General features: G+C 72.3%; 12 protein-coding genes. 7 read left to right on the forward strand and 5 right to left on the reverse strand.

Annotated elements, in window-relative coordinates:
• Positions 1 to 9: 9 nt before the first annotated feature.
• Positions 10 to 402: a peptidase inhibitor family I36 protein gene (locus FZ103_RS24860; RefSeq protein ID WP_186356074.1), complete on the forward strand. Its 393-nt coding sequence runs from the start codon at positions 10 to 12 to the stop codon at positions 400 to 402.
• 96 nt (positions 403 to 498) lie between these two features.
• On the opposite strand, the gene FZ103_RS09710 is transcribed toward FZ103_RS24860, so the two are convergent.
• The 3 genes from FZ103_RS09710 to FZ103_RS09720 all read right to left on the reverse strand — a co-directional run bounded on the left by FZ103_RS09710 (position 499) and on the right by FZ103_RS09720 (position 4,464).
• A complete protein-coding gene (locus tag FZ103_RS09710) occupies positions 499 to 1,221 on the reverse strand; it encodes a response regulator transcription factor (RefSeq protein WP_186356075.1) in 723 nt (240 codons plus the stop codon).
• Positions 1,222 to 2,302: 1,081 nt separating this feature from the next.
• Positions 2,303 to 3,286 (reverse strand): SDR family NAD(P)-dependent oxidoreductase, encoded by a 984-nt coding sequence (locus FZ103_RS09715; protein ID WP_156000364.1) that lies wholly within the window; start codon positions 3,284 to 3,286, stop codon positions 2,303 to 2,305.
• Positions 3,287 to 3,435: 149 nt separating this feature from the next.
• The gene (locus FZ103_RS09720; protein ID WP_156000366.1) at positions 3,436 to 4,464 is read right to left on the reverse strand and encodes an aldo/keto reductase; all 1,029 of its coding nucleotides are present in this window, start codon (positions 4,462 to 4,464) and stop codon (positions 3,436 to 3,438) included.
• A 125-nt stretch (positions 4,465 to 4,589) separates the two neighbouring features.
• On the opposite strand from FZ103_RS09720, the gene FZ103_RS09725 reads away from it, so the two are divergent.
• The gene (locus FZ103_RS09725) at positions 4,590 to 5,222 is read left to right on the forward strand and encodes a TetR family transcriptional regulator (RefSeq protein WP_343233454.1); all 633 of its coding nucleotides are present in this window, start codon (positions 4,590 to 4,592) and stop codon (positions 5,220 to 5,222) included.
• A gap of 166 nt (positions 5,223 to 5,388) precedes the next feature.
• The gene (locus FZ103_RS09730; RefSeq protein WP_156000367.1) at positions 5,389 to 5,982 is read left to right on the forward strand and encodes a hypothetical protein; all 594 of its coding nucleotides are present in this window, start codon (positions 5,389 to 5,391) and stop codon (positions 5,980 to 5,982) included.
• Positions 5,983 to 6,027: 45 nt separating this feature from the next.
• On the opposite strand, the gene FZ103_RS09735 is transcribed toward FZ103_RS09730, so the two are convergent.
• Positions 6,028 to 7,866, reverse strand: coding sequence for a C69 family dipeptidase (locus tag FZ103_RS09735; RefSeq protein WP_156000369.1), 1,839 nt, complete (start codon positions 7,864 to 7,866; stop codon positions 6,028 to 6,030).
• Positions 7,867 to 8,129: 263 nt separating this feature from the next.
• On the opposite strand from FZ103_RS09735, the gene FZ103_RS09740 reads away from it, so the two are divergent.
• From FZ103_RS09740 to FZ103_RS09750, 3 genes are all read left to right on the forward strand, one after another.
• Positions 8,130 to 8,903, forward strand: a complete 774-nt coding sequence (locus tag FZ103_RS09740; RefSeq protein ID WP_156000371.1) for a MerR family transcriptional regulator — start codon at positions 8,130 to 8,132, stop codon at positions 8,901 to 8,903.
• 112 nt (positions 8,904 to 9,015) lie between these two features.
• Complete coding sequence (locus FZ103_RS09745) at positions 9,016 to 11,412, forward strand: PEP/pyruvate-binding domain-containing protein (RefSeq protein WP_156000372.1); 2,397 nt, start codon at positions 9,016 to 9,018, stop codon at positions 11,410 to 11,412.
• Positions 11,413 to 11,618: 206 nt separating this feature from the next.
• Positions 11,619 to 13,154: a hypothetical protein gene (locus FZ103_RS09750; protein WP_156000373.1), complete on the forward strand. Its 1,536-nt coding sequence runs from the start codon at positions 11,619 to 11,621 to the stop codon at positions 13,152 to 13,154.
• A 162-nt stretch (positions 13,155 to 13,316) separates the two neighbouring features.
• Here the strand turns inward: FZ103_RS09750 and FZ103_RS26015 are convergent, their stop codons facing one another.
• Positions 13,317 to 14,486 carry a cytochrome P450 gene (locus FZ103_RS26015; protein WP_156000374.1) on the reverse strand — a complete coding sequence of 390 codons (1,170 nt, stop codon included), beginning with the start codon at positions 14,484 to 14,486 and terminating at the stop codon, positions 13,317 to 13,319.
• A gap of 120 nt (positions 14,487 to 14,606) precedes the next feature.
• Between FZ103_RS26015 and FZ103_RS09760 the strand changes: the two genes are divergently transcribed.
• The gene (locus FZ103_RS09760) at positions 14,607 to 15,218 is read left to right on the forward strand and encodes a TetR/AcrR family transcriptional regulator (protein WP_156000375.1); all 612 of its coding nucleotides are present in this window, start codon (positions 14,607 to 14,609) and stop codon (positions 15,216 to 15,218) included.
• Positions 15,219 to 15,241 lie beyond the last annotated feature (23 nt).

Consider the following 15,241-nt stretch of genomic DNA (forward strand, 5'->3'; position numbering starts at 1 on the left):
GAATGCGGAATGCGGATCGGTCATCGGAAATCCACTCGGGTCTCGGTCAGGGTCGGTGTGGGAGCCGCCGCGGTCGGTCTGGCGCTGGGCGTTCTTGCGCCGCCGGCGCTCGCGGAGGGTTCGGATGAGCTGTGCCCGTTCTCGGGCGCCCTGTGCCTGTACAGCGAATCGGGGTTTGAGGGCGAGCGGTTCACGGCCTCCCCGCTGCCCGGTGACTCGGGCGCGTGTGTCGATCTGGTGGAGCACGGCTGGGGCGAGGCCGCGCAATCGGCGATCAATACCGGGAGCAACCCCGCGGCGATGTTCCAGAGCTCCGACTGCACCGGTCATCCGATGCAGATTCCCACCGGGTCCACCCCGAATCTGACGTTCTCCCCTAACAGCGTTTACGTCCAGGGGTGAACCAGCCCGTCGATGTGCCGGGCGGTTCGCGGACAGGAGCTGTGCGAGGCGGACGACCGCATCCCGGGATCAGGGGGAAAGCGGCTCGGAAGCGCTCTAGGGCAGCAGCCCTTCACGGATCGCGATCGCGACCGCGCCGGCACGGTTGGCGCAACCGAGTTTGGTGAGAACGGTGGCGACCAGCCTTTTGGCGCCGTGCTCAGAAATGCGCAGGCGCCGGCTGATCTCTCGATTGGTGAGGCCCTCCGACAACAGGCGCAGAGTCTCGTGCTGGCGTTCGGTGAGGGAGGCCGCACGCAGATGCGCCGACCGCTGAGCCGGCCCCTCGGTCACCAGTTGCCGCGCGACCTCGGGCGGTATGGGGAACTGGTCGGCGAGCACGCTGCACAGGGCGTCCGTGAGGGTGTGGACGTTCAGTTCGGCCTGGAGGAGGAAACCGTCGGCCCGGACCGAACCGCGCAGGGACGCGACTCCGGACGGTTCGGCGAGCAGCACCAGGATCTTTGCCTCCGGCGGGATGTCGGTCCACGGAATCGCGTCGGACTCCGAGCCGGCCACGATCACCACCCGGCGGGAGGGGCCGGCCCGGACCTCGGCGAGGTCGGCCTCCCTCAGCATCGGGAAGCTGTCCAGGCAACGAAGCGGCAGCTCGCGCAGGAGCGTCAGCATTCCATGCCGCAACACGCTGTCGGAAATGGCTACGACGATCCGAGTATCGAGAAGAGTGACGCGCTCGCCTCCTCCGGGGCCCGAGGCGGGCACTGTCGGGACCACGGAGCCTCCTCCTCGAACGGGCGCGTCAATGTCTTCGGTGGTCATACCTTTCCTTTGGATCATCCAGGCGTTCGACGCGTCACAAGCATTCCAGGTGGTGCGGCGATCCGATTAGCCGTCGCCGGCCTTTTGTCACGAAGGCGGCGGAAACGGCGTGCGGTGGTCAGGGGGCCGTGGGCCGCAGTAGGCGATCGATAATCGGGAATGGTCGATGGAAATCCGTTTTTTCTGCCCCCGGTTTGTTTCGGGGGCCGGAGGCGGGGTGTGTCCGCCCATTCTGCAGGAGGGTTCGAGAGGCGGAAAGCGGGGCCCCTGCCGGGCCCCGGGCCGGGGTCCGGGAACGGCGCGCGGGTCGATAGCGGCGCGCCCCCGATGCCGCTGCGGCCGTCGGATGGCGGGGGTGCCGGGCGTCGTGCGAGATCGGCAGCGTTCCATGGGCCTCCGCAGGTTGCATTATTTTTATTATTTGATCTTCATGCTCGTCCGGGAGCGCTCCCAAAAATAGGTCGGAGGGATGGTCGTGTCAAGGACGGCTGTCCTCGGGGTGACGGGTTCCTGTGTAATCACGTCGTGGCTCAGGGTGAAAATACGGCCATGGCGGGCGCCGACTTCATTAGTCGCCCCGCGCTTTAGGTTTGGAGTGCAACCGGTTTGTTCTTGAAAGGCGGAGTCGGAGCTGCGGGCTCTGTATGCGTGATTCCCGAATTCCTGCAGAAACCCGATGATCTTGCTCGCCGGGGCACGGCGACGCCGGGCGGCCGGGCGCCGGCGCGCACGGCCGATGCGGTCACCGGACGGGTCGGATGATGCGCGAGTGGCGGGGGTCCTCCGCTACGCCGGTCCGATGGGGCGCCACCGCCGCCGCAGGGGAAGCGCCGGGCCGCCGAGGGTGAGTACCAGCAGGCCGAGCGCCGCCAGCGGGACCCGCAGGGCGGCGAACGGGGCGGTGGTCGGGCCGGCAGGTGCCGGGCGAGGAGGACCGCCATCAGCGGTCCGCCCCCGCTTCCGCCGCCCTCTGCCCTACGCGCTCGACGTCCTCGCCGACGCGGCCGGCACCCTCGTCGCCTCGCTGAGAACAGATGAGTGACCGCGGGCCCGACCGCTCGGGATCACCGCAGCGGGGACGTCAGGCCTTGAGCAGCTGCCGGGTCAGCTCCCACAGGCGCCGGGCCGAGTGCGGGTCGACGGAGTGGGACACGACGTCGCCCGAGACCTCGTGGACGGTGACGGGCGGCTGCTCGTCGTTCAGCTGCGAGACGTCGCTGTTGTTCAGGTAGACACCGCCGATGCCGTCGAGCAGGGGACTGGTGGCCCCGAACACGATCGTGGCGGCCCCTTGCTCCGGCGTCTTCTTACCGCGCTCGGGGTCGATGATCGGCCGCCCGGCCTCGTCGATCAGGCCCATGGCCCGCTGCGCCTCCGCGCCGGCCGAGCTGTTGAAGGCCGTGGCGGCGACGACGCCCGGGTGTGCGGCGTAGGCGCGGATCCCCTCGCCGGCCCAGCGGCGGTCCAGTTCGACGGTGAACAGCACGTTGGCGGTCTTGGACTGGGCGTAGGCCAGGTGGGGGTCGTAGCCGCGGGCGATGAAGTTGGGGTCGTCCCACAGGATGTCGGACAGCCGCTGGGCGCCGGAGGTCGTGGTGACGACCCGGGCACCGCCGGCGGCGCGCAGTGCGGGGTACAGGCCCAGGGTCAGTTGGACGTGGCCGAGGTGGTTCACCGCGAACTGCGCCTCGTAGCCGCGGGCGTCCCGGGTTGTTTCGGCGGTGGCCGGGAAGCCGGCGTTGTTGATCAGGATGTGCAGCGGGCGGCCCGAGGCCAGGTAGCGGTCGGCGAACGCGTCGATCGAGGCCGGGTCGATCAGGTCGAGCCGATCGACCTCGACGCGCTCGATGCCCGCCACCGCCGCCTCGGCGCGCTCGGTGTCGCGCGAGCCGACGGTGACCGAGGCGCCGGCCTCGGCCAGGGCGCGGGCGGTCACCAGGCCGAGGCCGGAGTGGCCGCCGGTGACGACGGCGTTCTTGCCGGTCAGGTCGATGCCGGCGATGACGTCGTCGACGGTCGATGCCGCGGTGAAGCCTGTTCCGATGGGGTGCTGCCGGTGTGCCATGGGACCGGTCCAATCGCTGTGGTGGGCGGAGCGGTGCGGGGAAGGTGAGCGCGGTTCGGGGCGCAGCGGCGACTCCGCCGACCGCCCCACCCGGGCCAGTGTTCGCAGGCGCATTTCAAGCTCTCCAGGTTTTCGTGGCTTTTGCGGGATCAGGCGGCCGCGCGCTCGCCGACGGGGCGCCGGCGCAGGGGGGAGTGCAGGACGGCGGGCGTGTCGTAGGCCATGTCGAGCCGGCCGACGTCGGTGCCGGGCGGCACGATCGCGTCGATGCGGTCGAGGACCTCGTCGTCGAGCACGGTGCCGATTCCGGCGAGCGTGCTGTCGAGCTGCTCCATCGTGCGCGGCCCGATCAGCGCGGAGGTGACACCGGGATGGGCGATCGCGAAGGCCGTCGCCATGTGCGCCAGCGGCATCCCCGCGTCCCGGGCCACCGCGATGAGCTGTTCGACCGCGTCGAGGCGGCGCTCGTCGGCGAGGTGCTTGAAGCCGTAGCGGGCCCGGTGCGTGTCGGCCTGCTGGTTCCTGCGGTAGCGGCCGGTGAGCATGCCCCCCGCCAGCGGGCTGTAGACCAGGGTGCCCATGCCGTACCGCTGCGCGACCGGCAGTACCTCGCGCTCGATGCCCCGGTCGAGGATCGAGTACGGCGGCTGCTCGGTGCGCAACCGCGTCAGCCCGCGCCGCTCGGCCACCCAGTGGGACTCGACGATCTCCGAGGCGGGCAGGGACGAGGCGCCCACGGCGCGGACCTTGCCGGCGCGCACCAGGTCGGTGAGCGCCGAGAGGGTCTCCTCGATGTCGGTGTCGGGGTCGGGTCGGTGGATCTGGAACAGGTCGACGTGGTCGGTGCCCAGCCGGCGCAGCGAGTCCTCCAGAGCGCGCACCAGCCAGCGCCGGGATGCGCCCTGGCGGTTGGGGTCGTCGCCCATCGGCAGCCGCGCCTTGGTGGCGAGCACGACGTCGTCGCGGCGCCCCTGGAGAGCCTTGCCGACGATCTGCTCCGACTCGCCGCCGGAGTAGATGTCGGCGGTGTCGACGACGTTGATGCCGGCGTCGAGGGCCTTGTGGATGATCTTGATCGAGTCGTCGTGGTCCGGGTTGCCGGCGGATCCGAACATCATGGCGCCGAGCGCGTAAGGGCTGACCTTGATGCCGGTCCGGCCGAGGGTGCGGTACTGCATACGGCTTCTCCTGGATGGGGCCGAAGGATGGCGGGCGCTGCCGCGATGTCGTATCCTGAACCTAAGCGGAACGCCCTTCCAGAACTATATGGAAAGGCATTCCGGAAAACAAGCGGAGGAGTGCGGTGACAGACGACACAACGCCGGCCGGGGCCGGCTCGGCGGATCGGGGAGCGGCATCCGGACGGACGCGGCGGCTGCGCGCCGACGCCCAGCGCAACATCGACGCCCTTCTGGAGGCGGCGAAGACCGTCTTCGCCACCTCAGGGGTGGATGCGCCCGCCAAGGAGATCGCCGACAAGGCCGGTGTCGGAGTCGGAACGCTGTACCGGCACTTCCCGCAGCGCTCGGACCTGGTGAAGTCGGTCTTCCAGCGCGAGGTCGACGCCTGCGCCGACGCGGCGCCGGCGCTGGCCGCCGAGAACCCGCCCGGGCAGGCGCTGGAGAAGTGGATCGACCGCTATATCGAGTTCCTCGCGACCAAGCGCGGACTCGTCAAGGCCCTCCACTCCGGCGACCCGGCGTTCGACGCCCTTCCCGGCTACTTCATGGCCAAGCTCGGCCCCGCCCTCGGCTCGCTGCTGGAGGCCGCGGCCGCCGCCGGCGAGATCCGCCCCGACGTCGAGCCCGAGGACCTGCTGCACGCCGTCCCCAACCTGTGCATGCCCGTGGCCGAGGCGGGCGCCGAGTACCCCCGGCGCATGGTCGCCCTGCTCATCGACGGCCTGCGCCACCGGGCCGAGCCGAACCCCTCCTGATCCTCCAGTGGAAGCGGCGCCGCCCGGCGGACCCGCGCGGCGCCGCTCAGTGCGGCGCTTCCGCGTTTCACGGTCTCCGCAGTCGCGGCCGGTGCCGCCGCGCGGCCCGAGCACCGCCGCCGGTACGGCAGGATTGGGGGACTTGCACGGAAGGGACGGAGCGCGCATGGGCGATGTTCAGGGCGATCTCGTACTGCGGCCGGGCCTCCAGAAGGGGCTGCTCCTCCCGGGCGTCTCGGTGGTGGCGGGCATCGTCATCGTCGGTGGGGTCATCGCCGGAAGCGCCCCGATGGCGGCCGTCCTGATCGTGGGTGGCCTGTTCACGGTGTCGGCGGTCCTGATGATCGGTGCCGTCCTCACCTCTCGGATCACCCTGTCGGCCCACGAGCTCGTCGTGCAGGGGCTGTTCGGCCGGCACCGCCGGCCGCGCTCGGCTATCGCGGAGGCGGTCCGCGTGACCATCGTCGGGGCGAACGGGCGGTCGGCCGGCGAAAGCCTGTTCCTCCTCGACACCCACCGCGACCCGCTGATCCGGGTGTCCGGCGGCGCATACACGCGCGAGGACTTCGACCGCCTGGTGGACGCACTCGGCGTGCCGTGCAGCGGGCCCGAAGGCCCCGTCACCGCCAAGGAGTTCCACCGGATGCACCCGGGCCTCGCACCGTGGGCCGAACGGCACGCCACTCTCCTCGCGTTCGCGATAGTCGGCGCCGTATGCGCGCTCATCGCGGCGGCCGTCGCGTTCTTCGCAGTGTTCTGACCGGGGCCGAGGCGAACCGCGGCCGACCGACTCCGGAGCTGCACCTCAGGCGGAGTTCCTGCGCAGCCAGTACACGGCGGCGGCGCCGACCAGCAGCCCGCCGGCAGCGCCGCCCAGACCCCAGGGCCACGCGGGTCCGCCTTGATCGCCATCGGCGACCCGGTAATCCGGGACCGCGCCGGGGTCGCCGTAGGTGCCCTGGCGGTCGACCGTCGACCCCTCGGCCCAACCGTCGCCCATGTCGCAGTTGACGCGGTCGCGGGGGACGACCACATCCTCGCCGACCAGGTTCGGGTTCATGCTCGTGGATTCGGAGGTCGACCCCTCGGGGGGCGTCTCATCGGGCATCCTGATGCCCCATCGCTGCTTGGTCCGCCGCTCGACGTCGTCGACCAGGTACTCGCCGAGGGCGAGCGCGTCCATAGCGCGGGTAGTGCTGAAGTCGGTCAGGAGCCCGCGCGCCTCGGCGGCGTCGCCCGCCTCATAGGCCCGGCGCGCATCATCCTCCACCCCGCCGAGCCGATCGAGCGTCCGCGCCTCGAATCCCTCCAAGGCGCGGGTCACCTCGCCCAGGAACACGCGGGGATGCTCGCAGGTGTAGTACATGAGCCGCTTGAACGTCCGCACCGGGTACCGCGTGGCCTCCAGGTGGGCGTGGTCGGGATCCATGAAGTTCGCGGCGGCCCCCGAGGTCAGGTAGCGGTGCTGGCTGTACTCCGGCGGGATCGTGCGGGCACCGATGTGCCAAGGGATGTAGGGGGCGGTCACTGCGGCGGTCGGCGCGACCCACAGCGTCGCCAGGTCCGGGTTCGCCAGGTCGTCGCGCAGCGCAGCCACCTGGCCGTAGCCGGAGCGGTCGTCGGACCAGCGTGGGTCGCGGACCATGCGCAGCATGTCCTCCAGCCGCACGGGCGCCAGCTTGCGCAGCTCGTCCTCCAGCCGGGGCGGGTAGCGGAACGGCGCCTTCTCGTCGTTGCCGGGCGGTCCCGGGAAGGGAGCGCCGTAGACTTCCTGCAGGTCGATCGTCTGCCGGCCGTCCGCGTCGAACCAGCCCTGTTCCTCGGCGAAGCTCACCAGGTTCTTCGAGCCCATGAAGTCGGGGTCGCCGGCGAAGTCGACCGGGAAGTCCCGGATGTATCCGGGGTAGGAGACCCGGACGTCGTCGGGTCCCAGGCGCTCGGCGGCCCACAGGCCCTCGCCTCCCGCGAATTCCACCAGTACCCACCCCTCGTTCTCGTCGGCGAACAGGTGGGAGTTGCCGCCGTAGGTGGTGTACCCGTACTCGTCGATGAGTCCGCCGACGATCTCCACGGCCTCGCGGGCGCTGGTGGCGCGCTCCATCGCGATGCGCGACAGGTCGCTGTACTGCGGCCCCTCTTGAGGGGTGGGGGTCATCTCGACGAGCTCCTCCCGCGAGGGCGACCAGATGTCGCGGGCGGCCACCTGGTGCTCGTTGAGGCCGCCGTTGGTGAGCGGCGCGGGAAACCCCGCGAATTCCGAGTAGTTCATGGTGATGTACTTGGCCGTCTCGTCGACCTGCGGGATCTCGGTAAGCCGGCCCGGAATGGACGCCTCCTCGGTGGCGCCTACCGTGATCATGGCGTCCTGCGGATGCCGCCGGCGGTCGACGATCTCCAGCCAGTGGCTCGACGGCTCGTGGCCGAACCCGCCGATGAGGACCGAGCCGTCGGCGGTCAGGTTCTTGCCGACGTAGAAGCCGATGCTCTTGTCGGCGCCGGCCGGCCCCGGCGCCTGCGGGGACGCGGGATCCGCCGGACGGGGGGATTCCTCGGCGGAGGTTCCGGCGCTGACGGGCGAGACCGAGGCGAGCGCCAGCACCACCGCGGACCCGACCGTCGTTCCAGAGCTGCGGGGGAGGAACATGTGCTCTCCAGATGTCGGGATCCGGGGCACCGGATCACGGATGCGCGGACAGCGGCCGCACGCACACCTCCGCAGGCAGGGAATCCCGCGAGAGTCCCGTGCGGCTGGATCCGTCATGCCCACGAGCGATCGCCGCACACGTCGTATCGGCTCCGCCACGCGAGGTGACGTCGTCGTCCATGGCCGCCAGTGCTCAGGGAGCGGAGCGCCTTCGGTTCCGTTCCGATTGACCTTGACGCAGCGTCAACGCTTGTAATGGAGGCATGCGAATCGGCGAGCTCGCCGCCTTGGTCGGGGTGTCCACCCGTACGGTGCGGCACTACCACCGCCTGGGGCTGCTGCCCGAGCCCCGGCGCCGGGCCAACGGCTACCGCGACTACCGGCTGCGGGACGCGGTCGCCCTCGCCCGGATCCGGCGGCTCGCCGAGCTGGGCCTGTCGCTGGAGGAGATCCGGGACGTGCTGGCCGACGACCGGGGCCGGGAGCTGCGCGAAGTCCTCGGCGAGCTGGACGCCGACCTGGCGCGGCAGCAGGAGGCGATCGCGGCCAGGCGGGAGCGGCTGGCGGCGCTGCTGGCAGAGGCCGAGCCGGACCCCGACGCGACGGTCTCGCCGGAACTGGCGGCCGTGCTCCGCGACCTGCCCGACGAGGGCTCCGCGTTCGCCGCGTTCGACCGGCAGGTCCTCTCGCTCATCGACACCGGCGTGGATCCCGGCCACCGGGCCGAGTTCCTCGCGTTGTTCCGCCCGCTGACCGAACCGGATGCGGTCGAACGCGGCCGCGACCTCAACCGGCGCCTCGACGAGCTCGCCGGCGCCGACCCCGGCGACCCCCGGGTGGAGGAGCTGGCCGCCGATCTCGCGGGCCACATCCCGGCCGAGATGGCCTCGGCGATGGTGGACGAGTACGCCTCGTCCCAGCACGCATCCGACTCCGCGGGGTCCGCCGGATGGCTGGACCACCTGCTAAGCGAGCTGCCGCCCGCCCAGATCGCCGCGTTCCGGCGGCTGATCGAGATCCTGGCGGAGCGCCGCTGATGCTTCGCTCCGCATCCGCCGCGCCGGCCTGCCGGCTGCCCGCGCCCTCCCGCCGCCGCCCGGCGCGCCGGGCGGGCGCGCCTGACCGCGATCACCTTGGGAGCCGCTGGGTATGAACGTGCTGGAGCTGTCCTCGATCGACCCGGAGCGGCGGGACCTGGTGGGCGGCAAGGCCGCCGGGCTGGCCGCGCTGATCCGGATGGGAGAGCAGGTGCCGGACGGCTTCTGCGTCACGACCGAGGCCCACGAGCGCGGCGAGGTCCCGCGAGCCGAGGTGCTCGCCGCCTACGACCGCCTCGGCGGCGGTCCGGTCGCGGTCCGCTCCAGCGCCACGACCGAAGACCTCCCCGATGCCGGATTCGCCGGCCAGCACGACACCCGACTCGCGGTCACCGGCGCCGAGGAGCTGGTCGAGGCGATCGGCGCCTGCTGGGAGTCGCTGCACACCGAGCGCGCGATCGCCTACCGCCGGGCCGCCGGAGTCACACACGACACCGCGTGCATGGCCGTCGTCGTCCAGCGGATGGTCGAAGCCGAGGTCGCGGGCGTGCTCTTCACCGCCGACCCGCTCACCGGATCGCGGAGCCGGGCCGTCGTCGACGCCGCCCCCGGGGTGGGCGCGGCACTCGTGGACGGGGCGGCGGCGGCCGACCATTACGTCCTGGACGGCGCAGAGGGCGCAGACGCACCGCAGCGCGGGTGCCTCACCCCGGACCGGCTGGCGGAGCTGCGCGAGGTCGGGGCGAGGCTGCAGAGCCGGTTCGGCGCGCCGCAGGACATCGAATGGGCCTACGACCGCACCGGGCGGCTGTGGCTGCTGCAGTCCCGGCCGATCACCACGCTCTTCCCGGCGCCCCCGCAGGGCCCGCAGCCGGGCGCGCGGCTGTACGTGGAGTTCGGACATGTCCAGGGCATGCTCCAGCCGGCCACGCCGATGGGCATGTCGACGCTGAAGTCCCTGGTCGCGGGCATGCTCGCGGCGGTCGGTGTGAAGGCGGAGATCGTGGACATCGGCGGGCGGCTCTACGGCGACCTGACCGACGCGATGCTCGACCCCGCGACCCGGGGGCGGCTGGTGAAGCTCATGGCGGTCGACTTCGGGCCGCGCGCCCAGGCGGTGGTCGAACACCTGCTGCGCGACCCGCGGTTCGCCCCGCGGAAGAGGGTTCGCCGGCCCGGCCGTGCGGCACTGGGGATGGGACCGAAGGCGGTGGCCGGCATCGCGGGTGCGCTGGCCCGGCCGGCGGCGGCGCGGGCGCGCGTGTTCGGCGAGATCGAACGCCTCCGGCGGGAGCCGGCCGCCGACCCCGCCACCCCCGCGGAGCTGCTGGACCTGGTCGAGGACACCGGCCACCCGAGCGGAGACCTCGGCGCACTCGTCTGGCCCGTCGTCAGCGGACTGCTGGCCTCGGCGGCGCTGCAACCGCTGCTCAAGGGCATCGCCGACGAGGACGAGGTGCGCACCGTGCTCGGGGGCATGCCCCACAACGTCACGATCGAGATGGATCTGGCGCTGTGGCAGGTGTCCCGGCGCGCCGCGCCCCACCGCGAACTCCTCCTGAACACGGCACCGGACAAGCTCGCCGCGGCCTACCTCGCGGGCGAGCTGCCGGACATCGGACTGACCGCGTTCCTCGACGCCTACGGCCACCGAGCCGCCGCCGAGGTCGACGTCGGCGTGCCGCGCTGGTCGGAGGATCCCGCACCGGTGTTCGCCATGCTCGCCAACCTCCTGCGAGTCACCGATCCCGAGCAGGCCCCGGACCGGCGGTTCGAACGCGCCTCCGCCAGAGCCGAGGAGATGCTCGCCGAACTCGCCCGGCGGGCGCGGCGCACGCGGCCGCTGCGCGGCCGGCTCGCCGGCTTCTTTTTGCGCCGCGCCCGCGAGCTGGGCGGTCTGCGCGAGGCGGGAAAGTTCGCCGGGCTGTATCCGCTGCGCGACCGGCGCCGGCGGCTCCTGCTGATCGGTGCCCGGCTCCGCGAGGACGGGCTCCTCCAGCGCGCGGACGACGTCATGTTCCTCACGCCGGCCGAGCTGCGCACGGTGGTCGAGGACGGCGCGGACCTGCGCGAGGCGGTCGCCGGACGGCGGAGGGAGTACGCGCGGGAGCTGCGGCGCCGGAGGGTTCCCGTCGCCCTGCTCGACGACGGCACCGACGCGGAGACCCTGCTGCCGGCCCGGGCGACCGGCGCCCGCACGCTCACCGGCAACGGCGCGGCCTCCGGACGGGTCAGCGGCCGCGCCCGCGTGGTACGCGACCCGGCGGACGCGGCGATCGAGCCGGGCGAGATCCTCGTCGCGCCGACGACCGACCCGGGCTGGACGCCGCTGTTCCTCACGGCCGGCGGGCTCGTCACCGAGACCGGCGCGGTGATGGCGCACGGGCCGACGGTGGCGCGCGAGTACGGCATCCCCGCGGTGATCTGCGTCCCGGGCGCCACGGAGCGGATCCGCACCGGGCAGCTGATCACCGTCGACGGTGCCGCGGGCACGGTCGTGTTCGAGTAGCGGCGGCGGCCCGGACCGCCGTCTGCGACCGGGGTTCCGCCGCGGAGTGCTCGCGGGGTCGAGGCGGCCGGTCCCCGCGCCCATGCCGTCCGCCGGGCGTATCCGCATCCGGCCACAGCCCGCGGCGCGAATCCGATGCCGCACGTCACCCCGGGCTGGTTGACTGGTCGCCGACGGTCACCCCCCGGCCCGATCGGACGCCCCCCATGGCACCTGACGTCCCCCCTCCGATCCCGCAAGCCGAGACTTCGACGCAGCGCACCCCCGACCGGATCTCCGCGGTGCTGGGCAACGCCACCCTGCTCGGCATCGGCTACCTGCTGATGCGCCGGCCGCGCACGGCGATCGTGTCACTGCTCGGATCGATCGCCCTGCTGGCGCTCGTCGCCGTCTTCCCCCACATGCTCGTGTGGAGGCTGCTCCTGGCGCTCTGGTGGGCGGCGCTGGTCCTGCACACCTGGCGATCGGCATCCCGCGCGTCCGGTGAGCGGCCGGGCCCGCGCGGCGGGCGGAACCCGGTGTGGCGCGACCGCGTCCTCACGGCGGTCTGCCTGGTACTCGTCACGCCGGCATGGCTGCTCTTGGACACCTGGGCGATCGCGCGCGACGCCGCGGCCGCGCACGCCGGCGGCGACTGCGATCGCGCGGTGGGCTCGTTGCGCTGGCTCGGCGCCGCCCACGGTCTGGTCGACGGCTCGGCGACCGCCCGCGGCCAAGAGGAGCGGGAGGCCTGCGAACTGCTGCTGGCCGCCCTCGACGCATCGGATTCCGCGGCGGGGGCCGAGCAGCTCGGCGCGTATCTGGAGCATCCCGGCGCCCTGTGGGACGGAGCCGGGCCCAAGCGCGCCGAACTCCTGCTCGACGAGGTCCTGCGAAGCGACCCCGATCCGCGGGAGCAGGAGGTGCCCGACGCCGGCGACCCGGCGCCGGCCACGGTGGATGAGGCGTTCACGCAGCTCTCCGCGACGCTTGAGGACACACCCGGCGAGAGCCGGCGCGTCAGAGCCGTCGCGGAGTCGTTCCTCGCCGACCTCGCCGACGTCCCGCCGTGCAAGGCCACAGCGATCGACAGCGTGCTGCACGCGCGGACCTGGCAGTCGCCGGCGCTGGCCGAACCGATGGCGTCGGCGGCCGATCAGGTGCCGGTGCGCAAGTTCGATTGCGCGGAGGCCCTCACCGCGACCAACCCGGAGGCGGCGGGCCCGGTCTACCAGGACCTGGTGCAGACCCACCCCGAACACGAACTGGCGGCAGACGCCACCGAGGGCCTACTCGCCGGGGGCGCATACTGCGACCACCCGGCCGCCTATCCCGACGCGCCGGCCTACAAGGGCGCCGGTCCGCACGCGATGCGGACGCTGGGGATGGACCCCGACGAGTACGGCTTCCCGGACTCCTGGCGGGCCGGCGCCGTCGCCGAAACGGTCCTGGTGACCTGCGTCGAAGGCCCCGACAAGGGCGGCTACCAGCAGACCTGCCACTACGATCCCGGTGCGGACCAACTGCTGTCGCCGTTCCAGCAGTCGGCGAAGGTCGACTTCTATGCCAGCAGGTTCACCGTCAAGGCGTACTCGTTGAAGACCGGCGAGCCGGTGGCGGACTACAGCGCGGAGATCGGCGATCCGTGCCCCGCGGTGCTCGAGTACGAGACCTCCCCCTACCTCGACATAGTGCCGGGCGAATACGAGTCCGACTTCACCGACGCGGAGGCCCGCTCCATCTTCGATCGCCTCATGGACTGACCGTTCTCCCGCTGATCGACCCGTGGCGGTCCGTGGCGGCGGTCTCCCACCATCGGGGGACGGCGGCACGGCGCCGGCGCGCTCGTCGGCGGCGAGGCGTCCCTCGAAGCGCGGACACAGCGGGGCCCGCTGCGGCCCACCCCCGGGGGCGGACCGCGGCGGTCAGGACAGCCGCACCGGCAGGCTCTCCAGAGCGCGCGCCGGTCCGGGCCGCCAGGCGGGGGGCGCCTCGGGGTGGGCGAGGGCGAGGCCGGGGAAGCGGCGCAGCAGCTCGGTGAAGACGATCTGCAGCTCGGCGCGGGCCAGGGCGGCGCCCAGGCAGTAGTGGATGCCGTGCCCGAAGGCGAGATGGTCGCTGCGCCCGCGGTCCAGCCGCAGCTTCGAGGGCTCGGCGAAGACGCGCGGGTCGCGGTTGCCGCCGAAGTACAGCGGCATCACCGGCTCATCGGCCGGGATGGCGACCCCGCCCAGCTCCACCGGCTCCAGCGTGTAGCGGAACACGCCGACGTCGGCGGCCCCGTTGTAGCGCAGGAACTCCTCGACCGCATCGGCCACGCGCTCGGGCTCGGCGGTCAGGCGCTCCCGCTGCTCGGGATGGGTGAGCACCAGAAGCGCGCCGGCGGAGATCACCGCGACGGTGGTCTCATGCCCGGCCAGCAGGATGCTCACCGCCAGCGACACCGTCTCGGCCTCGGTCAGCTCGTCGTGGGCGACGAGGGCGGACAGCAGGTCCTCGCCGGGCTCGGCGCGTTTGGCCGCGATCAGCTCCCGGATGTAGGCCACCAGTCCGCGGGAGCCGGCGGCCATGGTCTCCAGGTCCGGTCCGCCCAGGCTGCGCGACCACCGGCGCCAGTGCTCCTGGTCCTCCAGGGGCACGCCGAGGAGTTCGCAGATGACCCGGATCGGCAGCGGGTAGGCCAGGTCGGCGACCAGGTCGGCCTCCTGCGGCAGAGCGTCGAGCAGCTCGCCGGTGATCTCGCGGATGCGCGGCTTGAGCCGCTCCACGCGGCGGAAGGTGAACTCCCGGGACACCAGCCGGCGCAGCCGCGTGTGGTCCGGCGGGTCCTGGGCGCCCAGCGCCGCCATGAAGTAGGGGCGGACGTCCTCGGGGATCCCCGCCGCGCCCGAGAGGTCGAGCTTGGTCTGCTTGTTCGCGTCGTTGCTGAACCGGGGGTCGGTCAGCACCGTCATGATCTCGTCGTGCCCGGTGACCAGGTGGATCGAGGTGCCGTCGAAGTACGAGGCGGTCTTGACCGCGGGCCCTTCGCACAGCTTCTCCAGCGCGGCGTCGCGATCGGGCGAGGTAAGGGCGGAGATCAGGTCGACGTCCACGGGCCGCCTCCGGTATCCATATGAACAGTTCGGATTTATGTTTACAACGAACCATGCCGCGGCCGCGGCGTCAAGTAACTTTGATGACCGGCCGAACAGACCGTTCTCCCTGGAGGTGCCGTGCCCTCGTTCAGCTCCGCCGAGCGGGAGCGGATCACCGCCCGACTGCGTGCCGCCGGCGCCGAGCTTTTCGCCCGGCAGGGGCTTCGCAAAACCACGCTGGAGGACCTGACGGGCCCTGCCGGGATCTCCAAAGCCGGCTTCTACTCCTTCTTCGACAGCAAGGAGGCCCTCTTCCTGGACCTGATGCTGGAGCAGGCCGGGGAGATCGGGTCCCGGCTGACGGCGGCCGCCACCGGACCGTCCGACACCCGCGAGGGGATCGCCGCACTGCTGCGCGAGATCCTGACCGTGCTGGAGACCAACCCGCTCTACCGCCGCCTGCTCGCCAACCCCGAGGAGATGCGCGCGGTCCAGGCCCGGATGGGCGACGCGGAGGCCGACCGCGCGAGCCGGGCGCTGCTGCGGCCGCTGACCGACTTCATCGCCTCCGCCCAAAGCGAGGGCCGGATCGTCGACGCCGAGCCCGGGGCCGTCCTCGGCGTGCTGCGCACCGCCCTCCTGCCCGCCCTGCACCGCGACGAACTGGCCCCCGACACCTATGCCGCAACCATGGACCTGCTGATCCGCACGATCGCCGTCGGACTCACGGCGCCCGAGGCCACGAGCTAGCCGGTCGGCCGCTCCGGTCGCCT

Origin of the sequence: Streptomonospora sp. PA3 (genome assembly GCF_009728995.1) — a bacterium.
Taxonomy (GTDB): Bacteria; Actinomycetota; Actinomycetes; order Streptosporangiales; family Streptosporangiaceae; genus Streptomonospora.